Here is a 21,122-nt window from a genome sequence, read left to right as displayed (position 1 = left end):
ATGGATGCCATCGCAATGCGCAAGGACGCCCGGGCGCGTCGGGGCAGCTGGCTGGCCTTGATCATGCTTGCCGTACTGGCACTGGCGCTGGGCGGATGCGCCTCGCAGCAGTTGTCCCACTATGCCGGCAAGACGCCGATGTTCGATCCGGCGGTGTTCTTCAAGGGCCGCACCGAAGCCTGGGGCATGTTCCAGAAGCGCGGTGGCGAGGTGGCGCGGCGCTTCCATGTCGTGGTCACCGGCAGCGTCGAGGGCAACACCCTGACCCTGGACGAGCGCTTCCGCTATGACGACGGCCAGACCCAGACCCGCGTCTGGACCCTGGTGCGTCAGCCCGACAACAGCTGGCGCGGAAGCGCCGGTGACGTCATCGGCGAGGCCATCGGCCACACCGCCGGCAACGCCCTGCACTGGAACTACACGTTGCTGCTGCCGGTGGACGACAAGCAATACGAAGTCCAGATGGATGACTGGATGTACCAGATGGACGAGCGCACCCTCATCAACCGCACCAGCATGCGCAAGTTCGGGGTTGAAGTCGGCCAGGTCACGCTGTTCTTCCGCAAGGAGGGGGTATGAGCATCCACACCAGTCCGCTGCCCAAGCAGGCCGCATCCGAGCGTGCCCCGATCTCGCGACCGGCGGTCCTGTTCGGTCCCATGAACCAGCCGGTCAGTGACCTGCGCGGCCTGCGCATCTGGCTGGTCGGCGCCTCCAGCGGCATCGGCGCCGAACTGGCGCGCCAGGCCCTGCAGGCCGGTGCGCGCGTGGCGCTGTCGGCACGCCGGGGCGACGTATTGCAGGAAGTGGCCGCAGGTCACAAGAATGCCTTCATCGCCCCGCTGGATGTACTCTGCCACGATGCCTGGCGCGACCAGCATGCACGCATCCTGGAAGCCTTCGGCGGTATCGACCTGCTGGTCTTCTGTGTCGCCAAATACCGGCCCGAACGCAGCTGGGAAGTACAGGAAGACGAAGCCGAGCACACCATCCGCACCAACCTCGCCAGCGTCTATTCGGCGCTCGGTGCGGCACTGCCGGACATGCTGGCCCGCGGCAGCGGCGGCATTGCCCTGGTGGCGAGCGTGGCCGGTTATGTCGGCCTGCCCGGCGCGAGCGTGTATGGCCCGGGCAAGGCGGCCCTGATCAACCTGGCGGAAATCCTCTACAGCGACCTGCGGCCCAAGGGCTTGAACGTCTATCTGGTCAATCCGGGTTTCGTGAAGACCGACCTGACCGACAAGAACGACTTCCCCATGCCGGCCATCCAGACCCCGCAGCAAGCCGCCAGCGCCATCTGGCGCGGCATTGCCGAGGGTCGCTTCGAGATTCATTTCCCGCTGCGCTTCACCGCCTGGCTGAAGATACTGCGGCTCTTGCCGTTCCGCCTGCGCTTCATGCTGTTCCAGCGCTTCCTGCTGAACTGAATTGAATGAATGACTGAGTCGACGGAATTGACGATGCAGAACCTGGACCGATTACTGCAATGGTATGCCGCGCTGGATCGCGCCAGCCTGGAGCGCATCGACGAGTTCTATGCGCCACAGGCCCTGTTCAAGGACCCCTTCAACGACGTCAAGGGCGTGCGCTCGATCCGCGCCATCTTCGCGCACATGTTCGCCACCACCGAGGACCCGCGTTTCGTGATCCTGGAGCGCATGGGGCAGGGCGAGCAGGGCTTCGCCACCTGGCGTTTCGAGTTCCGGCTCAAGGGACGTTTCTATACTGTGCTGGGGGCGACGCATTTCCGCTTCGATGAGGCGGGACGGGTCAGCGAACATCGCGATTACTGGGATGCGGCTGAGGAGCTGTGGCAGAAACTGCCCGTCATCGGCGGGCCGGTCAAGTGGTTGCGGGGGCGGTTCAGGGCGACCGGGCATTGAGCGGCCGCCCTGTTGGATGTCATTGCCAGAACGGCGAGGCCGCAGAGATCAGACCGGCGATGTACAGGGCGCCTTCGGCAAGCATGGGCAGGATGGGCATGTGATTCTCCTTCAGTTCATTGCCAGAGTGGCGAGGTGGCGGAAAACAGGCCAGCGAGGTACAGGGCGCCTTCGGCGAGCATGGGCAGGATGGGCATGTGATTCTCCTTCGGTTTATTGCCAGAACGGCGAGGCTGCAGAGATCAGACCGGCGATGTACAGGGCGCCTTCGGCAAGCATGGGCAGGATGGGCATGTTGTTCTCCTTGGGTTGATGCCGTCAGCGGTTTGCGTCTGGCCATGTAGTCATCATGCCGTCGAGCCGTTACAGGTCGATTGCAGGAAACCACCCCCGGATTTCAATTGAAACAGTTCCGCCCGCCAGCCCGGTAGCGCAGGTCAGTCGGTGGTGCTGGGGCTCCAGAATGCCTGCTTCACCGCCGGCAGGGCCAGCAGGCGCTCGATCAGCGCGTCCAGTTCGTCGCCATTGACCGAGGTAGCCGCCAGCGTCGCCTCGATTTCCACCTCGTCCTCGGCAAAGGGCCGCACCTCCAGGTCGTGCAGGGGATAGCGGCTCTGCTCCAGCATGTCGGTCACGGCGGCCAGCACGCGCTTCTGGTGCTCGCTCTCCACGATCAGGTGCAGGGTGTTGGTCACTTCCACCGACGGCACATCCAGCGGCTTGCGGTTGATGGTATTGACCACCGGGCGCAACAGCGTATTGGCCGCCAGCACGAAGACGGTCGCCAGGATCGCCTCCAGGAGCAGGTCGGCGCCCGCCGCCGCCCCCACCGCCGCCGAGCCCCACAAGGTCGCGGCGGTATTGATGCCGCGCACATTGCCTTCTTCGCGCATGATCACGCCCGCGCCCAGGAAACCCACCCCCGACACCACATAGGCCACCACATGCACCGCGCCCTCATGGCCGCCCATGCGATTGGCCATGTCCACGAAGACCGCCGCGCCCAGTGCCACCAGGACATTGGTGCGCAGACCGGCAGTGCGTTGCCGGTACTGGCGTTCCAGCCCGATCAGACCGCCCAGGATGAAGGCCGCGGTCAGGCTGATGAGGGTATCGAGCAGGGAAGCGAGATTGATGTTGGCGAGAATTTGCATGGAGATCAGGTCTGGACAATGTGGAAGGGCAGGGCGGCTGCGCAATGGTGCGCGATGATGCCGGACAAATGCAACAGGCGCGTGACAAGCGGACCAGCCGGATACGCTGCAAGCGTGGCCGGCAAGGCCTACAATCCGGGGTTCCGCCTTCTCGGGCAGCAAGATGACTTATCCACAAGGAGTTTCCATGAGCAGCAAAGTAGCCCTGATCACCGCCGCCGGCAGCGGCATGGGCGCCGCCGCGGCGCGTCGCCTGGCGGCCGACGGTTTCCAGGTTGGCATTCTTTCCTCGTCCGGCAAGGGCGAGGCGCTGGCCGCCGAACTGGGCGGCATCGGCGTGACCGGTTCCAACCAGTCAGTGGACGACCTGCAACGCCTGGTGGACGTGGCCGTGCAGCGCTGGGGCCGCGTCGATGTGCTGGTCAACAGCGCCGGCCACGGCCCGCGCGCGCCCATTCTCGACATCACCGACGAGGACTGGCATCGCGGCATGGATACCTACCTGCTCAACGTGATCCGCCCCACGCGCCTGGTCACGCCGCTGATGCAGCAGGCCGGCGGTGGCGCCATCATCAACATTTCCTCGGCCTGGGCCTTCGAGCCGTCCGACATGTTCCCGACCTCGGCGGTGTTCCGCGCTGGCCTGGCCGCCTTCACCAAACTCTTCGCCGACAAGTACGCCCCTGACAACATCCGCATCAACAACGTCCTGCCAGGCTGGATCGACAGCCTGCCGCAACGCGAAGAGCGCCGCGCCGGCGTGCCCATGCAGCGCTACGGCACCAGCGACGAAGTGGCGGCCACCATCGCCTTCCTGGCCTCGCCCGGCGCGGGCTACATCACCGGCCAGAACCTCAGGGTCGATGGCGGGCTGATGCGTTCGGTCTGAGGCGGCTGCCGATCGACCTGCCTGGTTGAGAAGGGCTGGTTGAGAGGGATATTTTCCAGATCTGTCTGGCGCATGCAAAAGGGGCGACCAACCGGTCGCCCCTTTGTGCGTTTTGTGCTCTTTGTGCTTTCAGCCGGCAGCGTCAGCAACGCTGCCCGTCTGATGTGAGATCAGCGACCGATCTGGTGGCCGATCACGCCGCCGACGGCTGCGCCACCGGCAGTGCCGATGCCGCTGCCACCGGTCAGGATGGCGCCGCCCACGGCACCGACGGTGGCGCCGATGGCGGTGTTCTTGTCTCGGGTGCTCATGTTGCTGCAGCCGGTCATGGCGGTCAGCGCAATGGCAGTAACGGAAATGGCTGCGATCTTGTGTAGAGTTTTCATGATTTTTTTCCTGATCGTGAAGGTTGGTTCCTTGTTTTGGGGGGGACCGGCTCGCGCATCAACTATTGCTTCGCCCGCGTCGCCGGTACTGCAATAGACCAGCTTGGGCTAGAAAAAATTCGAGCTTTCACAACTTCTCTTACAGTTGTTACATACTCGGGCCTGCTCGACATGGCGACAATTGTGCGGGCGGGCAAAAAAGTTATCAAAATAGAAAATCAAAAAACATCCAAAACCACACCGACCAGAGAGAGACCTCATGCGATTGACCTCCCGTTTGCGCCGCGCCGCCGGCCTGCTTTTCACTCACACGCTGACCATCACCCTCACCTCGGCCAGCCTGCTGCTGGGCGCCGCACCCAGCCACGCGTCCGAGCCGCCCAAGCCGGTGGAGGGCAGCTGGGTCGCCCCGAGCTTCCAGTTCCACACTGGCCAGACGCTGGAAAACCTGCGCCTGCACTACGTCACCCTGGGCGATCGCAGCAAGCCGGCGGTGCTGGTGCTGCACGGGACCTACCAGAGCGCCGGGGCCATGCTCTCCAGGGATTTCGGCGGCCAGCTGTTCGGCCCCGGCCAGCCGCTGGATGCCAGCAAGTACTTCATCATCATTCCCGATGGCATCGGCGTGGGCAAATCCACCAAGCCGTCTGACGGTCTGCGCGCTGCCTTCCCGCAATACAACTATGCCGACATGGTATTGGCGCAATACCGCATGCTGACCGAAGGCATGGGCGTGCAGCACCTGCGCCTGATCATCGGCAATTCCATGGGCGGCATGCAGACCTGGATGTGGGGCGGCAACTACCCCGGCTTTGCTGACGGCCTGGTGCCGATGGCCTCGCAGCCCACCGAGATGGCCAGCCGTAACTGGATGATGCGGCGCATGCTGGTGGAATCCATCAAGCAGGACCCGGCCTGGAACAATGGCAACTACACCACCCAGCCCCCCTCGCTGCGCCTGGCCAACAACATGTTCGTCTTTGCCACCAATGGCGGCACGCTGGCCTACCAGGCCATGGCCGGCACCCATGCACAAGCCGACAAGCTGGTCGACGAACGCCTGGCCGCGCCGGTGACGGCCGATGCCAACGACTTCATCTACCAGTGGGGTTCCTCGGCCGACTACAATGCCGCGCCCGGCCTGTCCAAGATCAAGGTGCCGGTGCTGGTCATCAACTCCGCCGACGACGAGCGCAACCCGCCCGAGACCGGCATCATGCAGGCGGCTCTGAAGGAAGTGCCGAGCGCGCAGTTGCTGCTGATCCCGGCCAGCGCCGAGACCCGTGGTCATGGCACCACCGGGATGGCGAAGTTCTACGCGCGTGAACTGGAACAGTTCATCCAGGCCTTGCCGCAGCGTTGACGGCCGCCTCTGCCTTGTATTCGGCGGACGGCTTCCAGCTGGCACCATGCAACTGGAAGCCGCTCTTGCCGCTGCTCTTGACGTGATACATGGCGGCATCGGCCTGCTCCAGCAGCAGCGACAGGTCGCTGCCGTGGCTGGGATAAAGACTGATGCCGATACTGGCCCCCAGTACGAACTGCTGATCGCCCACCTCGATGGGCGCGGCCAGCCTGGCCAGCAGTTTGCGGGCGATTTCGGGGGCCTGTTCCTGATGCTCCAGCTGGGTGGCGATGACGGTAAATTCATCGCCCCCCAGGCGGGCACAGATGTCGGTACTGCGCACTGCTTCCTTCAGGCGCTGGGCCACACACACGAGCACCTTGTCCCCCACGGCGTGCCCAGCCTTGTCGTTGACCGGCTTGAAGTTGTCCAGATCGATGTAGTACACCGCCACCAGATGGTGGGGGCGGGTGGCCAGTAACAGCGCCTGATCGAACAGGTTGTTCATGAAATGCTTGTTGTAGAGCCCGGTCAACGGGTCCTTGAAGGCCATCGTCAGGGCCTTGGCCTCGGCGCTCAGTAGCCGCCGCTGGAACAGTGAGAGGATGGCTGCCAGCAGGCTCATGTACTGCAATGCCGCCAATGCCGTCCCCAGCACGAAGCCATGGTCCAGCCAGCTTGGATAGAGCGCGCCGATCGGCCCGCCACATGCCCAGTGCAGCAGCAGGGCGCCGAAGGCGGCGGCCATGACACGGCGGATCAGGGGCAGGCAATCCAGCTCGGTTCTGACGATGAACCACAGCACATAGCCCAGGATGAAGACGTTGAAGGCGGCATAGACGGGGCTGCGGATCAGCGGCACCGGCAGCCCGCTCCAGGAGGTCAGCAACCACAGCATGGTCGTACCGCTGACCAGCGCCACCAGCCAGGGATGGATGCCGATCTTGAAGAAGCGTGCAAAGCCCACCGCCATGAAACTCTTTTCCAGGATCGTGAAACTGCCATAGACCACATTGGACAGGGCGGGATCTTTCAGCGGGGCCAGGAACAGGAAACTCAGGCGCGCCACCAGCGCACAGCCGATGGCTGCGGCCCACCAGCGAGCGCCGGGATTGGTGCGTGGAATCCTTGATGCCAGCAGGAACAGGGCGATGAAGACGCAATACACCCCGGCCCCGAACGCGTGCACGATCTCATGTTGCATGGCGCCCCCTTGCGCTTGGCTCTTTGCTTCGTCCAGCCATCGTCGAGCAGTAGCTGCTCCCCCGGCAGCCATCATAGCCAAGGGGGATGGAGGCGTACAAGGGGGCGGACACGATTGGCCGGCAGCATCCCGCCGGGCAATATTGTCCCGGAGAAAAACGCTTGAGTACGCGCCGCAGCCGGCGCCGGCGGGGAGCTTCAGCCCAGCCGGGCCTGGCTGGGCGGATGACCGATGATGCGCTTGAAGGCGCGGCTGAAGGAGGCTTCCGAATCGTAGCCGAGGCGCTCGGCCACCACCGCCACGCGCAGCCCGTCGCGGGCGATCCAGTGGCGTGCCTGGAACATCTTCACCCGGGCCACGTACTTGGCCGGGGTCTCGCCCACCGCGCTGGAAAACTTCTCGATGAAGCTCGATCGCGAGGCCCCCATCAGCGACGCCAGTTCGGCCACCGACCAGTCACGCTCCGGGTGCTGGTGCACCGCCGCCAGTACGCGCCCGATCTGCGGGCAGCGCACCGCCGCGATCCAGCCGCTGGCATCGGTGCAGGCGCATTCCACCCAGCCGCGGATGATGCTGGCCGCCAGCACATCGGCCAGGCGCGCCAGGATGCCGCAGGCGCCGATGCGGTTGAGCACCACCTCGCGCTCCATCGCATCGAGCAGCGCCAGCACCGCCGGGTCGCGCTGGGCCAGGTCGCAGGCGCGCATCGCCTCCGGCATCATCATCAACAGCGGGTGCAGCGGATCGAGATTGAAGCGCAGCGTGCCGGAAAACAGCACATGCGAGGGCGCCGCCGTGACGGCTTCGGCACTGGCCCGGTCTACCTCCGCCAGGCCTGGCGCGCGGTCGTCCACCAGAAACAGGTTCTCCGCCAGCGCCTTGCGCGCCAGCTTGCCGATCTCCACCGTCGGCAACCCCGGCGAACTGGCCAGGGCATGCAGCGAACCCCGTGGCAGCAATACCGCATCACCGGCATTGAGCTGCAGCCAGTCATCCTGGCCGACCTGCATCCAGCAACTGCCCTGGGCGACGAAATGGAAAGTCGCCTCACGTCGCGCCGGAAGGGCCACGGCCCACGGTTCATGCAGCACATAGCGCGCATATTCCACGCCATCCAGCCGCAGGCCCAGCAGGATTTCGGTCAGCGCATCGCCTGGATCAGCCTGATGGGGCTGGCGCACGGCAGGCGCGGGACGGAACCCGGCAGGGGGCTCAGGGATATCGGACAAGTTTGGACGAATAGTCATCTTATTGCGAAATATCGGCATGGAAAGTCCAGGTATTTAACCATAAACTTCGCTTCCCTGTGATAAGAAAGGTATTTCCATGTCCAACCCCGGCACCCTCGAGGCCCCGCTGACCCAGACGTCGGCCCCGGCACGCCCAGCTTCCCCTCCTGCCCACGAAGCAGGGCAGGAGGCCCCCGCCAACTGGGCCGGCATTGCCAGCCTGGCGCTCGGCGTCTTCAGCCTGGTCACTGCCGAATTCCTGCCGGCCAGCCTGCTGACAGCCATCGCCACCGACCTGCACGTCTCCGACGGCGCCGCTGGCCAGGCCGTCACCGCCACTGCCATCGTCGGCGCCGTGGCCGCACCCAGCATCCCGCTGCTGACCCGCAATATCGACCGCAAGCGCGTGGTGCTGATGCTCTCGCTCCTGCTGCTGATCTCCAACATCCTGGCCGTGACTGCACCCAGCCTGCCGGTGCTGCTGGTGGCGCGGGTCCTGCTGGGGGTAGCGCTGGGCGGCTTCTGGTCGATGGCGGCGGCCCTGGCCATGCGCCTGGTGCCGGAACGCCTCTTCGCCCGTGCCATGTCGCTGATCTTGACCGGGGTCTCGGTGGCGACCGTCTGCGCCGCCCCCATCGGCGCCTACATGGGCAATCTGTGGGGCTGGCGCAGCGCCTTCGTGGCCGCTGGCGTGGTCAGCCTGGTGGCCATCGCCATCCAGTGGATCGCCATTCCCCGGCTGCCGCCCAAGGATCACCCCAGCCTCAAGGTCTTGTCCGAACTGCTGGGCCGCACCGATGTGCGGGTGGCCTTGCTGGCGGTACTGCTGGTGGTGTCGGGGCATTTTGCCGGCTTCACCTATATCCGCCCGCTGATGGAGCAGATCACCCACATGTCGGTGGCCACCATCTCGGCGGTGTTGCTGGGCTATGGCGTGGGCGGCTTCTTCGGTAACTTCGCCGGCGGCTTCATCGCCGAGCGCAGCGAGCGCTATGCCATCGTGGCCGGCGGTACCCTGATCGCGCTGCTGGCGGCGTCCCTGTGGGTGGCCGGCAGCTTGCCGGTGGTGGCAGCCATCGCCATCACGCTGTGGGGCTTTGCCTTTGGCGCCTTCCCGGTCGGCTTCCAGACCTGGATCGTGCGGGCCGCCCCGGACCATGCCGAAGGTGCTGGTGGCCTGCTGGTAGCAGCCTTCCAGGTCGCCATCGCCAGCGGCGCCATCGGTGGCGGTGTGCTGGTGGATCACGTCGGTGCCCTGGGTGGGCCGATCTTCGCGGTGGTCACCATTACCCTGGGTACGCTGCTGACCCTGCGCTACGGCCCGCGTGGCGGCGGCGCGGCGGTGGCCGGCAACGCCCACTTCTGAGACCGCCCTGACTGACTGTCCGTCCTGATGCAGTCCTCCCGCTTCCGGTGGCCTCTGGCACCGGAAGCGGCACCCCTCCCGGCATTATTCCTCCCCATGCAATAAAGAAGTGCTCGCGGCACGGATTCTCTTCGTCCGCGCTTGGCCCCACACTGGCTTCACGGTTCAGGAACAAGTCCTGACCGACTTAACCCACCAGGAGCCACCCCATGAAGATCCATCACCACCCCATGTCCGGCCACGCCCACCGCGCCGTCCTGTTCGCCTCCCTGCTCGGCCTGGATGCCGAACTGATCGAAGTCGACCTGATGGCCGGCGCCCACCGCCAGCCGGCCTTCCTCGCGCTCAACCCTTTCGGTCAGGTTCCGGTGCTGGAAGATGAAGGTGTGGTCATCGCCGACTCCAACGCCATCCTGGTCTACCTGGCCAAGAAAGCCGGTCGCAGCGACTGGCTGCCGGAAGACGCGCAGGGCGCAGCGGCTGTGCAGCGCTGGTTGTCGGTGGCGGCCGGCGAACTGGCCTACGGCCCGGCGGCGGCGCGACTGGTGACGGTATTCGGGGCCACCTTCAATGCCGAGGAAGTGATCAAGCGCGCCCATGTCCTGCTCAACCGCATGGAGCAGCACCTGGGCCAGCGCACCTGGCTGGCAGCCGAGCATCCCACCATCGCCGACGTGGCCGTCTACAGCTACCTGGCCCGCGCCCCGGAAGGCAATGTCGACCTGAGCGGCTACCCGGCAGTGACCGCTTTCCTGGCGCGCATCGAAGCCTTGCCTGGTTTCGTGCCGTTCATCCAGACCCCGGCCGGCCTGACCGCCAAGGCCTGAACGTCCAGTCCACCGGTCAGCCGACCACCCACCACCCATCAGATTCAGCGAGGCCAGACATGAAGACTCCTTCCAACGCACCGACCTGGCATGCCGGCGAAAAGCTGCTCCAGCAAAAGCTGGGCGTGGCCGACAAGATGGAAGCGGTGGGGCGTCGCGTGGTGCGCGACTTCATGCCCGACCAGCATCGCGCCTTCTACGCCCAGTTGCCCTTCATCGTGCTGGGTAGCGTGGACGCCGAGGGCGATGCCTGGGCCACCTTCCTGGAAGGCCGGCCCGGCTTCATGGCCTCGCCTTCGCCCACGGTGCTGGACATCCGGGCCCGCCCCTCGGCCCAGGACCCGGCAGCGGCCGGCATGATCGCCGGTGCGCCAGTGGGTTTGCTGGGGATGGAACTGCATACCCGTCGCCGCAACCGCATGAATGGCGTGCTCACGCCGCTGGCCGATGGCTGGCGGGTGGAGGTGGACCAGAGTTTCGGCAACTGCCCGCGCTACATCCAGCTGCGTGATTTTTCCTTCGAGCGCGAACCGCAAGCGGCCCATGTCGACCAGGTCGAGCCGATGACCAGCCTCGACGCTACAGCCCGCACGCTGATCAGCCAGGCCGACACCTTCTTCGTGGCCTCCTATGTCGATCTGGAAGAAGCCCGCCAGGTCGATGTCTCGCATCGCGGCGGCAAGGCCGGTTTCGTACGGGTGAACCAGGACGGCTCGCTGACCGTGCCGGACTTCGACGGCAACCTGTTCTTTTCCACACTTGGCAACATCGTCCTCAATGGCCGGGCCGGCCTGATGTTCGTCGATTTCGACAAGGGCGATGTCCTGCAGATGACCGGCGAGGCCGAGCTGATCCTGGACTCGCCCGAGATCGCCGCCTTCCAGGGCGCCGAACGGCTGTGGACCTTCCGTCCGCGCAAGATCGTGCGTCGCCCCGGCGCGCTGGCCCTGCGCTGGCGTTTCCAGCAAGACGCCTGGTCGCCGAACTCGCTCATGACGGGCGACTGGCAGCAGACCGGCCAACGCCTGCTGGCCCAGGAGCAGGGCAGCCGCTGGCGCAGGCTCAAGGTCGCCCGCGTGGTGCAGGAGAGCGATTCCATCCGCTCCTTCCACCTGCAGCCTGATGACGGTGCCGGCCTGCTGCCGGCGCTGCCCGGCCAGCACCTGCCGATCCGCGTGCAGACCGCCGGCAGCGACAAGCCGCTGATCCGCACCTATACCTTGTCCTCGGCACCGTCGGATGCGCATTACCGCATCAGCGTCAAGCGTGATGGCCAGGTATCCCAGCATCTTCATGCGCAATTGCAGGAAGGTGGCCATATTGAAGTGCGGGCGCCGGCCGGCGATTTCATGCTGGATGAAACATCCTCCCGGCCGGTGGTCCTGTTGGCCGGTGGCGTGGGCATCACGCCCATGGTCGCGATGCTGCGTCACATGGTGTATGAAGGTTTGCGCACGCAGCGCATGCGTCCGGCCACACTGTTCTACGCTGCACGCAGCAAAAATGACCGCGCATTCGACGCCGAACTGGCGCAACTGGTGGCCGCCGGCAAGGGGGCCATCAAGGTGGTGCGCGTGCTGGGCGACACCACCGATGCCATCGAAGGCCGCGACTTCGATGCCGCCGGCCGCATCGACATGACCTTGCTGGCACGCTCGCTGTCCTTCGGTGATTACGAGTTCTATCTGTGCGGGCCGTCACCGTTCATGCAATCGCTCTACGACGGCCTGCGCGGCTATGGCATCGGCGATGAACGCATCCATGCCGAAGCCTTCGGCCCGGCATCGCTCACCCGCACCGGCGCTGCCACCGAGACGGCACAGCCAGCTCAAGCCGCACCCGCCCCGGTACCGGTTGCCACCGAAGCGGTGCCGGTGCTCTTCATGGACAGCCTCAAGGAAGCGCGCTGGACACCCGGCACCGGCAGCCTGCTGGAACTGGCCGAGGCCCGCGGCCTGGAGCCGGAATTCAGCTGCCGCGAAGGCCACTGCGGTACCTGCCGCACCCGCCTGCTGGCCGGCGCCGTCACCTACCCGACGCCGCCCAGGCCAAGGTCGGCGTGGGTGATGTGCTGCTGTGCTGCGCCGTTCCCGCGCAGCCGGCCGACTCGGGGAGTGGCCGCATCGAACTGGCGCTGTAGGCGGGATCATGCGCGCCATGCGGGTTGCCTCTGGCCCGGCGGAAGCAGGCATAATGCGAGCTTCTTCGATACCCAGGGAAGGGAAGCACATGGACCGTTGGCTGGCGATGCGCATCTTCGTACACGTCGCGGAAACGGCCAGTTTCGCCAAGGCCGCGCGACAGATGCAATTGAGCGCCCCGGTGGTGACCCGTACTGTGGCGGCGCTGGAAGAACTGGTCGGCGGGCGCCTGCTGATCCGCACCACCCGTTCGGTGAAGACCACCGAAGCCGGCGCGCGCTACCTGGAAGACTGCCGCCGCATCCTGGGCGAGATCGCCGAAGCCGAGGCCGCCGCCGCCGGCCACCATGCCAGGCCCGCCGGCACGCTGGCGGTGACCGCGTCCTTCATGTTCGGGCAGATGCATGTGCTGCCCATCGTCACCGAATACCTGGATCTCTATCCCGAGATGCGGGCGCGCACCTTCTTCATCGACCGCCCCGTCAACATCGTCGATGAAGGCATGGACGTGGCCATACGCATCGGCCATCTGCCCGATTCGGGCTTTACGGCCATCCAGGTGGGGTCGGTCAGCCAGGTGATCTGCGCCGCGCCGGATTACCTGCGCCAGCACGGCACGCCTGCTTCGCCCACCGATCTCAAGCAGCATCGCATCGTCACCTCCACCAGCGCCTGGGCCTCGCCGGAATGGCGCTTCGCCGACGGCCAGCGCGTGCTGATCGACGCCGTCCTGCAGACCAACACCAACGAAGCCGCCATCAGCACCGCCCGCAAGGGCTGGGCACTGACCCGGGTGCTGGCCTACCAGGTCGCGGCCGATCTGAAGGAAGGCCGCTTGCAGCGCGTGCTGCGCGAATTCGAAGAGCCACCCCTGCCGATCCACGTGCTCTACCCGGAAGGGCGGCACTCACCGGCCAAGGTGCGGGCTTTCATCGACCTAGCGGTGGCGCGCTTGCGGGGCAATCCGCTGTTCAGCTAGCTTGCCGTCCTGGCCTCTAGCGGCACCCGCTGCAGGAACCTTTCAAACGAGGCCAGGAAAGCCTGCTCCGGCGCCGACAGCTTGCGCTGCCCATGCCAGGTCAGGAAGACATCGATCTCGGCCACCGGCCCGTCCAGCGGGAGCACCTTCAACTGGCCCTCGGCCACGTCCTGGCCGATCAGGTGCTCGGGCAGGAAACTCAGGCCCACGCCGGCCACCACCATGCGGCGGATTTCCTCCACATGCGACGAGGCGCCGGCAATGTGGCCGGTGAAGCCCTGCTGGTCGCGGAAGACGGTCAGCGGGGAGAGCGTGTCGCCCAACTGGTCGCTGGCGAAGCAGACGAAATTCTGCACCAGCAGTTCGGCCATGCTGACGCTGCGCTGGGCGAACAGGGGATGATGGCGCCCGCACACCAGTACGTAACGATGCCGCAGGAAGAGGCGCCGCTCCAGTTTTTCCACCGGCTTGCGGCACAGGCAGAGGCCCAGGCCGCTGCTGCCCTTGGCCAGAGTGTCGAGAATGGCGGCACTCTGCATGACATCGATACGGAACTCCACACGCGGATAGCGGCGATGGAAGCGCGCCAGGAAATCGTCATACGCCGCGCTCTGCACCCGGCTCATCAGCAACAGCCGCAGATTGCCCGCCACGTCCTCGCCGGCATGCCCGGCGGCGCCATCGATGCGCGCCACCATGCCATACATCTCCCGCGCCACCGCATAAATTTCCTCGCCCAGCGGCGTCAGGCGGAATTCGCCATGGCGGCGATGCAGCAGCACGCCGCCCAGCGTCTCTTCCAGCCGCCGCAGGGCCTGGCTTACCGCAGGCTGGCTCAGGCACAGGGTCTCAGCGGCGCGCCCCACGCCCCGCTCCTGGACCACGAACATGAAGGTGCGCAAGAGGTTCCAGTCCATGCGTTCCGAGGACAGCGGCGGCAGGAGCGGGCGAGGGCTGGCGGGGGCGTGGCGCATGGGGGGCTCTGGCGTTGGGGGCTGGGGGCGAGGCAATGGCGATTCAGGGATGCTCCAGTCCGGCGAAGAATCGCGCGGCATTGTCCTGCAATCCGGCAATATGGTAACCGCCTTCCTGCACTACCAGCGTGGGCAGTCCCAGCGCGCCCACCGCGCGCCCCAGCCGTTCGAAGCCGGCCGCGCTCACGCCGACCACGGCCTGCGGGTCTTTCTCGAAGATGTCGAAGCCCAGGCTCAGCACCAGCACCTCCGGCTGATACAGGGTGATGGCGCGGCAGGCCTGCTGCAGGCGGTCGAAGAAGACCGCCTCCGGCGAGCCATGCGGCATGGGCAGGTTGAGGTTGTAACCCAGGCCTTCGCCCTGGCCGCGCTCTTCCTCGAAGCCGGCCACCACCGGATAGAAATTCACCGGATCACCGTGGATGGAGACATACATCACGTCACGCCGGGCATAGAAGATTTCCTGGATGCCCTGGCCGTGGTGCATGTCGGTATCCAGCACAAGCACCCGCCGATGACGTTCGCTCAGCATCTGCGCGGCGATGGCGGCATTGTTGAGATAGCAGAAGCCACCGGCCGCATCGCGCCGCGCGTGGTGGCCCGGTGGGCGGCACAGCGCATAGGCGCGCCGCTCGCCGGCCAGCAGCGCCTGCGCGCCGGCGATGGCGCATTGCGCCGACCAGTAGGCCGCATGCCAGGTCTGCGGCCCCACCGGGCAGCTGCCGTCGGCCAGGTAACGCGCCGCCTTGGCCAGCACGCCGCGCAGGGGATTGGGTTCGCGCACGAAGATGTTGGAGACTACTTCATCGCCCCAGTCGTCGGGCAAGGCCATCCATTGCGCATGGGCCTCCTGCAGGAATTGCAGATAATCCAGCGCATGCACCGCACCGATGGCGGCCGCCCCGGCATCCGGTGGTGCCTGTACTGCAAAGCCCAGGCGGGTGGCCAGCGCGGCCAGTTCGTCCAGCCGTTGCGGTACCTCCTGCGGCACGCGCATCTTGCCGCGCGAGTAATAGCTCTGGGGGTGATGCAGTTTCTGGTCGGGGTGGTAGAAGGTCTTCATCAGCTCTCCTGCGCCTGCAGACCGCGTTCCGGGGCGGCATGGTGTACATGGCCCAGGCGCTGCACGCACAGCAGCGACAGCAGCGAGATACCGGAGAACAGCAGGGCCAGCGGCCACCACTGGCCCTGGAATTTTTCCGCGAGGACGGTGCCCAGCAAGGGTGTCAGCCCGCCGAAGATGGCGCCCGAAACCTGATAGGCCATGGAAATGCCGGTATAGCGGATGCGGGTCGGGAAGGCCTCGCTGACGAAGCCGGCGATGACCGCATAGTAGGCGCCGATGAAGAGCACCGCGATTGCCACGCCCAGTGTCACGCTGGCCAGCGAACCCTGGTCCACCAGCGAGAACATGGCATAGGGCGAGATCACCGACAGCGCCGACATCGCCACCAGGAAACGATGATTGCCGATACCGCGTGCCAGGTGCGCCGCCAGCGGCGTGATGAAGAACTGCATCACCGACACCACCAGCAAGCCATTCAACACCAGCGCCCGCTGCAGGTGCAGGTATTGCGTGGTGTACACCAGCATGAAGGTATTGGTGAAGTAGAAGCCGGCGATGCCCAGCACATTGGCACCGATTGCCAGCGCCAGCAGGCCGGGCGCGCCCCGCAGTACCTCGGTCAGCGGTGCGCGCTCGGCGCGCGCGGCCGGTGCCCTGGCACGGCGCTGCTGTTCGGCCAGGAAGTCGGGCGACTCCTGTACCGACAGCCGGATCGCAAATCCCACCGCCAGCAGCAAGGCGCTCACCAGGAAGGGAACGCGCCAGCCCCAGTCGAGGAAGACCGCATTGTCCTGGTTGCTGACCAGCTTGAACATGAGCGTGGCCAGGATCAGCCCGGCCGGGCTGCCCAGTTGCGCGAACGAGGCGAGGAAGGTGCGCCGGCTGCGATCCGGCGAATGTTCGGCCGCCATCAGCACGGCCCCGCCCCATTCGCCGCCGACGGCGATGCCCTGGATCAGGCGCAGCAGCACCAGTGCCACCGGCGCCCAGATGCCGATGCTGGCATAGGTCGGCAGCAGCCCGATCAGGATCGTCACCGAGCCCATCATCAGCAGCGTGATCACCAGCGATTTCTTGCGGCCGACGCGGTCGCCGACGTAGCCGAATATCGCTCCGCCCAGCGGTCGCGCCAGGAAGCCGACGGCGAAGGTGCCAAAGGAGGCCAGCGTGCCGTAGAAGCCATTGGTGGTCGGGAAGAACAGCTTGCCGAACACCAGGGCCGAGGCCATGGCGTAGATGTAGAAGTCATACCATTCGATCATGGTGCCGACGAAGGCGGCCAATGAGGCGCGAACCGGCTGGTGCCGGGGTGGGGCGGTGTGCATGGTCCAGTCTCCCGTGGTGGGTGTTGAGGTAAGGGGAACTGGAGTTATACGATTGCCGCGTTCATAAGAAAAATTAGCTTTTTGAATCTTTCACATTCAGTTTTCTTATCTATGTGCTAGGCGTGTGAACCTTCTTCGCCGCAGGCAATAGCTTCTGATTAAAAATAGTTCGTGGGACCCATCGTTTTGTTTCATGATGACGGCCACACCCATTTAACCGGAGGTCGCGCATGCGAGCCACGCAAGTCTCCAAGATGGAGTTCAAGGCCAAGGCGGTAGAGTATTTCCGACAGGTAGAAACTTTGGGCGGGAGTATCGTCATTACCGATAACGGTAAGCCGACGCTTGAGGTACTGCCTTTTCGCGGCGCGGGGCGCAAGCCGCTGGACATTCTGGCAGGCTCGGTGCTGCGCTATGAGGACCCAACACGCCAAGTGGATGTTGAGTGGTGAGGGAACGGTAATTCAAATGATGGGGGCAGGCGCAAGAGACCCGCGCCTACTTCCCCGTCAAGACCCTCTGTAACCCAGTAAGCCGACCGCCGCAGCGGTCGGCAGATCATGTCAGATCAGTTCAGTATCGTGCAGATCAGATGCCCCCCATGCACAGATACTTCACCACCAGATAATCATCGATCCCATAGTGCGACCCTTCGCGGCCCAGGCCGGATTGCTTGACGCCGCCGAAGGGGGCGACCTCATTGGAGATGAGCCCGGTATTGATGCCCACCATGCCCGATTCCAGACCTTCGGCTACACGCCAGATGCGGCCGATGTCGCGTGAATAGAAATAGCTGGCCAGGCCGAATTCGGTATCGTTGGCGAGGGCCACGGCTTCGTCGTCAGTCTTGAAGCGGAACAGCGGGGCCATGGGGCCGAAGGTCTCTTCGCGGGCGACCTGCATGGCCGGGGTGACGTCGGCCAGCACGGTGGGTTCGAAGAAGCCATGGCCCAGCGCGTGGCGCTTGCCGCCCAGCAGCACGCGGGCGCCCTTGGCGACGGCGTCGGCGACGTGCTGTTCGACCTTCTTGACGGCCTGTTCGTTGATCAGCGGGCCCTGGTTCACGCCGTTCTCCATGCCGTCGCCGACCTTGAGTTTCTTCACCGCTTCCACCAGCTTGGCGGCGAAGGCGTCGTAGACGCCGTCTTGCACGTAGATGCGGTTGGCGCACACGCAGGTCTGGCCGGCATTGCGGTACTTGGAGGCGATGGCGCCTTCGACGGCGGCATCCAGGTCGGCATCGTCGAAGACGATGAAGGGCGCATTGCCGCCCAGTTCCAGCGAGAGCTTCTTGATGCTCGATGCGCTCTGCTGCATCAGCAGCTTGCCCACGCCGGTGGAGCCGGTGAAGCTGATCTTGCGCACGATAGGGTTGGAGGTCATTTCTCCGCCGATTTCCTTGGCCGCGCCGGTGACGACGCTGAACACGCCCGCCGGCACGCCGGCGCGCTCGGCCAGGACCGCCAGCGCCAGGGCCGAGAAGGGGGTGGCTTCGGCCGGTTTCAAGACCATCGGGCAGCCGGCGGCCAGTGCCGGGCCGGCCTTGCGGGTGATCATTGCCGCCGGGAAGTTCCACGGCGTGATCGCCGCGCATACGCCGATGGCTTCCTTGACCACGACGATGCGGCTGTTCGGGGAGGGCGAGGGGATGGTGTCGCCGTAGGTGCGCTTGCCTTCTTCGGCAAACCACTCGATGAAGGAGGCGGCATAGCCGATTTCGCCGCGTGCCTCGGCCAGCGGCTTGCCTTGCTCGGCGGTCATGATCAGGGCCAGGTCGTCGGCGTTGGCCATCATCAGTTCATACCAGCGGCGCAGGATGACGCTGCGTTCCTTGGCAGTCTTCTTCTTCCAGGCCGGCCAGGCAGCGTTGGCGGCGTCGATGGCGCGGCGCGTCTCGGTTGCGCCCATCATCGGCACATGGCCCAGCAGGGTGCCGTTGGCGGGGTTGTGGACTTCATGGGTGGCGCCGCTGTCGGCGTCGCACCAGGCGCCGTTGACATAGGCTTGCTGGCGCAGCAGGGAAGGGTCTTTGAGTTGTTGCAGCATGTCGGGTCTCCGTTGGGTTTCTGGAACGCATCTCACGACGATTCATGAAATGGGTTCCATGTGGGTATCCAGAAGGGCGCAGCGTCAGAAGCGGGCCGCCGCCTTGTTGCGCCCGCGCAGCCATTCCAGGGCCAGCAGCAGGCAGGTCGAAAACAGGATCAGGATCGTCGCCAGCGCGGCGATGGTCGGGCTGATGTTGTCCTTGATGCCGGCAAACATCTGGCGCGGCAAGGTGGCCTGCTCGGGGCCGGCTACGAACAGGGTAAGAACGACTTCATCGAAGGAAGTTGCAAAGGCGAACAGGGCGCCCGAGATCAGGCCCGGGGCGATCACCGGCAGGGTGATGCGGAAGAAGGTGCGCAAGGGGCTGGCGCCCAGGCTCAGGCTGGCACGCACCAGGTTGTGGTTGAAGCCCTGCAGGGTCGCCAGCACGGTGGTCACCACGAAGGGCGCACCCAGTGCGGCGTGCGCCAGGATCAGGCCGAGATAGCTGTCGGCCAGGCCGATGCGGGCAAAGAAGAGGTACACCCCCACGCCCACCACCACCACCGGCACGATCATGGGCGAGATCAGCACCGCCATCAGGATGCCTTTGCCCCGGAAATCGGCCTTGTTCAGGCCGACCGCAGCCAGCGTACCCAGCACGGTGGCGATGACGGTGGCGGCCGGGGCGACGATGAAGCTGTTCCTGGCGGCGCGGATCCAGTCGTCCGAGGTGAACAGGTTCTCATACCAGCGTAGCGAGAACCCCTTGATGGGATACATCAGGAAGCTGCTGTCGGAAAACGACAGCGGGATCATTACCAGAATGGGCAGCACCAGGAACAGCAACACCAGCAGGTTGAAGCTGCGCGAGGCAAAGTACCAGACCCGTTCGACGAGCGAGGTATAGGGCGGGAAGAGAGGCGGTTTGTTCATGGCGGGTTTCCTGGATTCATCGATGGCAGCGCGGCAGTCGGTCGGTGCAAGCTCATCCGATGCCGACGTCGACCTTGGCGAAGCGGCGGTAGACGCTGTACAGCACCAGGGTCGCGGCCAGCAGCAGGGCGCCCAGCGCGCAGGCCATGCCCCAGTTGATGGTGGTATTGATGAAGTAGGCGATGAAGTAGCTCACCATCTGTTCGTTGGGGCCGCCCAGCAGGGCCGGGGTGATGTAGTAGCCACCGGCCATGATGAACACCAGCAGCACGCCCGCGCCCACGCCTGGATAGGTCTGCGGCACATAGACGCGCCAGAATGCGGCGAACGGGTGACTACCCAGCGACACGGCCGCCTTCAGGTAGGTCGGCGGCACCGACTTCATGACGCTGTAGAGCGGCAGGATCATGAAGGGCAGGAGGATGTGGGTCATCGAGATATACACGCCTACCCGGTTGAATACCAGTTCCAGCGGCGACTGCGTCAGGCCGGCCAGCATCAGGGCCTTGTTGACCAGGCCTTCCGATTGCAGCAGCACGATCCAGGCCGCCACGCGCACCAGGATCGAGGTCCAGAAGGGGATCAGCACCAGGATCATCAGCAGGTTGGCGCGGCGCTCCGACATGGTGGACAGCCAGTAGGCCAGCGGATAGGCCAGCAGCAGCGTGATCAGGGTGACCACCGCGCTCATCCACAAGGTACGGCCGAAGATGGTGCGGTAGATGGCCGATTCGGGCGCGGCGGCTTCGATGTCGCCAAAGACGTTCTGGCGCAGGTCCAGCGAGGCCAGCAGGTAATAGGGTGAATAGACCGAGCCGTTCTGGGCGATCACGCGCCAGATGTCCGGTTGGCCCCAGAGCGTATTGCGGGCGCTGATTGCCTCGCGCGCGGCGGCCGGCGCCAGCGGCTTGCCGGCGGCGTCGCGCAGTGGCATGGCACGGGTGGTGCCCATCACCAGCGAGCGCGAGCCGGCGATTTCGATATTGAGACGGCGCGCCAGGTTGCCGGCGGTGGTCTCTTCCTTGGCGCGGGCCAGGTCTTCGGCCAGGGCGGCGTAAGCCTGGTCGGGCAGGGCGGCCTTGCGGTCCCAGCGCGACAGTACGGCCACCGTCTGCGGCAGGGTAGAGGCGACTTCGGGATTTTCCACGGCGCGCTGCAGCAGCGCCACGATGGGGGCCACGAAGGTCAGCAGCAGGAAGATCGCCAGGGGGGCGATCAGTGCCAGCGCACCCAGTCGCTTGCGGGTCTGGGCGGCGTGCAGTTCACGCTTGAGTTGCTGCGGGTCGGGTTCGGCCAGGGGCATGGCGGCGGCGGTGCGGGTGGCGATGGTGGTCATGTCTCGGTAATCCGGTGGCAGCAGTTTCAACACAACGGTTCCTGGAAATCAGCG

The 21,122-nt window shown here is 65.4% G+C and carries 19 protein-coding genes and 1 pseudogene; 10 read left to right on the top strand and 10 right to left on the bottom strand.

Annotated elements, in window-relative coordinates:
- Genes ACEOAC_RS20490 through ACEOAC_RS20480 form a run of 3 tightly spaced genes read left to right on the top strand, consistent with a single transcriptional unit; the run spans position 1 to position 1,883 of the window.
- Positions 1–579, top strand: a complete 579-nt coding sequence (locus ACEOAC_RS20490) for a DUF3833 domain-containing protein (protein WP_413444609.1) — start codon at positions 1–3, stop codon at positions 577–579.
- Positions 576–1,427, top strand: a complete 852-nt coding sequence (locus ACEOAC_RS20485; protein WP_413628561.1) for an SDR family NAD(P)-dependent oxidoreductase — start codon at positions 576–578, stop codon at positions 1,425–1,427. The genes ACEOAC_RS20490 and ACEOAC_RS20485 overlap by 4 nt, the downstream gene beginning before the upstream one ends.
- 33 nt (positions 1,428–1,460) lie before the next feature.
- Entirely contained in the window at positions 1,461–1,883 is a 423-nt protein-coding gene (locus ACEOAC_RS20480) for a nuclear transport factor 2 family protein (protein ID WP_413445793.1), read from the top strand.
- A gap of 437 nt (positions 1,884–2,320) precedes the next feature.
- On the opposite strand, the gene ACEOAC_RS20475 is transcribed toward ACEOAC_RS20480, so the two are convergent.
- Positions 2,321–3,037, bottom strand: a complete 717-nt coding sequence (locus ACEOAC_RS20475) for an MgtC/SapB family protein (protein WP_102663069.1) — start codon at positions 3,035–3,037, stop codon at positions 2,321–2,323.
- Between the two features lie 187 nt (positions 3,038–3,224).
- Here ACEOAC_RS20475 and ACEOAC_RS20470 point away from each other — a divergent pair, with 187 nt between their 5' ends.
- Positions 3,225–3,926, top strand: a complete 702-nt coding sequence (locus ACEOAC_RS20470) for an SDR family oxidoreductase (RefSeq protein ID WP_413445485.1) — start codon at positions 3,225–3,227, stop codon at positions 3,924–3,926.
- 170 nt (positions 3,927–4,096) lie between these two features.
- On the opposite strand, the gene ACEOAC_RS20465 is transcribed toward ACEOAC_RS20470, so the two are convergent.
- Positions 4,097–4,312 carry a glycine zipper 2TM domain-containing protein gene (locus tag ACEOAC_RS20465; protein WP_006465163.1) on the bottom strand — a complete coding sequence of 72 codons (216 nt, stop codon included), beginning with the start codon at positions 4,310–4,312 and terminating at the stop codon, positions 4,097–4,099.
- Between the two features lie 259 nt (positions 4,313–4,571).
- Between ACEOAC_RS20465 and ACEOAC_RS20460 the strand changes: the two genes are divergently transcribed.
- Positions 4,572–5,675, top strand: a complete 1,104-nt coding sequence (locus ACEOAC_RS20460) for an alpha/beta fold hydrolase (protein ID WP_413445484.1) — start codon at positions 4,572–4,574, stop codon at positions 5,673–5,675.
- Here ACEOAC_RS20460 and ACEOAC_RS20455 read toward each other — a convergent pair.
- Positions 5,650–6,861, bottom strand: coding sequence for a diguanylate cyclase domain-containing protein (locus ACEOAC_RS20455; RefSeq protein ID WP_413628560.1), 1,212 nt, complete (start codon positions 6,859–6,861; stop codon positions 5,650–5,652). The two genes, ACEOAC_RS20460 and ACEOAC_RS20455, sit on opposite strands and share 26 nt — an antisense overlap.
- 197 nt (positions 6,862–7,058) lie before the next feature.
- Positions 7,059–8,108, bottom strand: a complete 1,050-nt coding sequence (locus ACEOAC_RS20450; protein ID WP_413628559.1) for an AraC family transcriptional regulator — start codon at positions 8,106–8,108, stop codon at positions 7,059–7,061.
- A 79-nt stretch (positions 8,109–8,187) separates the two neighbouring features.
- Here ACEOAC_RS20450 and ACEOAC_RS20445 point away from each other — a divergent pair, with 79 nt between their 5' ends.
- The 4 genes and pseudogenes from ACEOAC_RS20445 (at position 8,188) to ACEOAC_RS20430 (ending at position 13,403) form a co-directional block, all read left to right on the top strand.
- Entirely contained in the window at positions 8,188–9,456 is a 1,269-nt protein-coding gene (locus ACEOAC_RS20445; RefSeq protein ID WP_413628558.1) for an MFS transporter, read from the top strand.
- 209 nt (positions 9,457–9,665) lie between these two features.
- Positions 9,666–10,283, top strand: a complete 618-nt coding sequence (locus tag ACEOAC_RS20440; RefSeq protein ID WP_343649456.1) for a glutathione S-transferase — start codon at positions 9,666–9,668, stop codon at positions 10,281–10,283.
- 59 nt (positions 10,284–10,342) lie between these two features.
- Positions 10,343–12,423: pseudogene (locus ACEOAC_RS20435) on the top strand (pyridoxamine 5'-phosphate oxidase family protein).
- A gap of 89 nt (positions 12,424–12,512) precedes the next feature.
- Complete coding sequence (locus tag ACEOAC_RS20430; protein WP_413628557.1) at positions 12,513–13,403, top strand: LysR family transcriptional regulator; 891 nt, start codon at positions 12,513–12,515, stop codon at positions 13,401–13,403.
- On the opposite strand, the gene ACEOAC_RS20425 is transcribed toward ACEOAC_RS20430, so the two are convergent.
- The 3 genes from ACEOAC_RS20425 to ACEOAC_RS20415 are packed head-to-tail and all read right to left on the bottom strand — an operon-like array spanning position 13,400 to position 16,768.
- The gene (locus ACEOAC_RS20425; protein ID WP_413628556.1) at positions 13,400–14,377 is read right to left on the bottom strand and encodes a LysR family transcriptional regulator; all 978 of its coding nucleotides are present in this window, start codon (positions 14,375–14,377) and stop codon (positions 13,400–13,402) included. The genes ACEOAC_RS20430 and ACEOAC_RS20425 overlap by 4 nt on opposite strands.
- Positions 14,378–14,420: 43 nt before the next feature.
- Positions 14,421–15,440, bottom strand: coding sequence for a histone deacetylase family protein (locus ACEOAC_RS20420; RefSeq protein ID WP_077236616.1), 1,020 nt, complete (start codon positions 15,438–15,440; stop codon positions 14,421–14,423).
- Positions 15,440–16,768: an MFS transporter gene (locus ACEOAC_RS20415; RefSeq protein WP_413628555.1), complete on the bottom strand. Its 1,329-nt coding sequence runs from the start codon at positions 16,766–16,768 to the stop codon at positions 15,440–15,442. Before ACEOAC_RS20415 ends, ACEOAC_RS20420 begins: the two co-directional genes overlap by 1 nt.
- Before the next feature lie 230 nt (positions 16,769–16,998).
- Here ACEOAC_RS20415 and ACEOAC_RS20410 point away from each other — a divergent pair, with 230 nt between their 5' ends.
- On the top strand, positions 16,999–17,220 hold the full coding sequence (locus ACEOAC_RS20410) for a type II toxin-antitoxin system Phd/YefM family antitoxin (RefSeq protein WP_077236614.1): 222 nt from the start codon (positions 16,999–17,001) through the stop codon (positions 17,218–17,220).
- Between the two features lie 136 nt (positions 17,221–17,356).
- Here the strand turns inward: ACEOAC_RS20410 and gabD are convergent, their stop codons facing one another.
- The 3 genes from gabD to ACEOAC_RS20395 form a co-directional block, all read right to left on the bottom strand.
- A complete protein-coding gene (gene gabD, locus ACEOAC_RS20405) occupies positions 17,357–18,814 on the bottom strand; it encodes an NADP-dependent succinate-semialdehyde dehydrogenase (protein WP_413628554.1) in 1,458 nt (485 codons plus the stop codon).
- Between the two features lie 84 nt (positions 18,815–18,898).
- Positions 18,899–19,732: an ABC transporter permease gene (locus ACEOAC_RS20400; protein ID WP_102663092.1), complete on the bottom strand. Its 834-nt coding sequence runs from the start codon at positions 19,730–19,732 to the stop codon at positions 18,899–18,901.
- A 52-nt stretch (positions 19,733–19,784) separates the two neighbouring features.
- On the bottom strand, positions 19,785–21,068 hold the full coding sequence (locus ACEOAC_RS20395; protein WP_413628920.1) for an ABC transporter permease: 1,284 nt from the start codon (positions 21,066–21,068) through the stop codon (positions 19,785–19,787).
- Positions 21,069–21,122 lie beyond the last annotated feature (54 nt).

Origin of the sequence: Herbaspirillum frisingense, assembly GCF_047325095.1 — a bacterium.
Lineage (GTDB): Bacteria > Pseudomonadota > Gammaproteobacteria > Burkholderiales > Burkholderiaceae_D > Herbaspirillum > Herbaspirillum frisingense.
The sequence above is the reverse complement of the archived record's forward strand: the minus strand, read 5'-3'. Positions and strand labels throughout refer to the sequence as shown.

Excerpts from the sequence above, each read along its gene's own strand:
- ACEOAC_RS20490 (WP_413444609.1), top strand. The coding sequence starts at position 1 with ATGGATGCCATCGCAATGCGCAAGGACGCCCGGGCGCGTCGGGGCAGC.
- ACEOAC_RS20485 (WP_413628561.1), top strand. The coding sequence starts at position 576 with ATGAGCATCCACACCAGTCCGCTGCCCAAGCAGGCCGCATCCGAGCGT.
- ACEOAC_RS20480 (WP_413445793.1), top strand. The coding sequence starts at position 1,461 with ATGCAGAACCTGGACCGATTACTGCAATGGTATGCCGCGCTGGATCGC.
- ACEOAC_RS20475 (WP_102663069.1), bottom strand. The coding sequence starts at position 3,037 with ATGCAAATTCTCGCCAACATCAATCTCGCTTCCCTGCTCGATACCCTC.
- ACEOAC_RS20470 (WP_413445485.1), top strand. The coding sequence starts at position 3,225 with ATGAGCAGCAAAGTAGCCCTGATCACCGCCGCCGGCAGCGGCATGGGC.
- ACEOAC_RS20465 (WP_006465163.1), bottom strand. The coding sequence starts at position 4,312 with ATGAAAACTCTACACAAGATCGCAGCCATTTCCGTTACTGCCATTGCG.
- ACEOAC_RS20460 (WP_413445484.1), top strand. The coding sequence starts at position 4,572 with ATGCGATTGACCTCCCGTTTGCGCCGCGCCGCCGGCCTGCTTTTCACT.
- ACEOAC_RS20455 (WP_413628560.1), bottom strand. The coding sequence starts at position 6,861 with ATGCAACATGAGATCGTGCACGCGTTCGGGGCCGGGGTGTATTGCGTC.
- ACEOAC_RS20450 (WP_413628559.1), bottom strand. The coding sequence starts at position 8,108 with ATGACTATTCGTCCAAACTTGTCCGATATCCCTGAGCCCCCTGCCGGG.
- ACEOAC_RS20445 (WP_413628558.1), top strand. The coding sequence starts at position 8,188 with ATGTCCAACCCCGGCACCCTCGAGGCCCCGCTGACCCAGACGTCGGCC.
- ACEOAC_RS20440 (WP_343649456.1), top strand. The coding sequence starts at position 9,666 with ATGAAGATCCATCACCACCCCATGTCCGGCCACGCCCACCGCGCCGTC.
- ACEOAC_RS20430 (WP_413628557.1), top strand. The coding sequence starts at position 12,513 with ATGGACCGTTGGCTGGCGATGCGCATCTTCGTACACGTCGCGGAAACG.
- ACEOAC_RS20425 (WP_413628556.1), bottom strand. The coding sequence starts at position 14,377 with ATGCGCCACGCCCCCGCCAGCCCTCGCCCGCTCCTGCCGCCGCTGTCC.
- ACEOAC_RS20420 (WP_077236616.1), bottom strand. The coding sequence starts at position 15,440 with ATGAAGACCTTCTACCACCCCGACCAGAAACTGCATCACCCCCAGAGC.
- ACEOAC_RS20415 (WP_413628555.1), bottom strand. The coding sequence starts at position 16,768 with ATGCACACCGCCCCACCCCGGCACCAGCCGGTTCGCGCCTCATTGGCC.
- ACEOAC_RS20410 (WP_077236614.1), top strand. The coding sequence starts at position 16,999 with ATGCGAGCCACGCAAGTCTCCAAGATGGAGTTCAAGGCCAAGGCGGTA.
- gabD (WP_413628554.1), bottom strand. The coding sequence starts at position 18,814 with ATGCTGCAACAACTCAAAGACCCTTCCCTGCTGCGCCAGCAAGCCTAT.
- ACEOAC_RS20400 (WP_102663092.1), bottom strand. The coding sequence starts at position 19,732 with ATGAACAAACCGCCTCTCTTCCCGCCCTATACCTCGCTCGTCGAACGG.
- ACEOAC_RS20395 (WP_413628920.1), bottom strand. The coding sequence starts at position 21,068 with ATGACCACCATCGCCACCCGCACCGCCGCCGCCATGCCCCTGGCCGAA.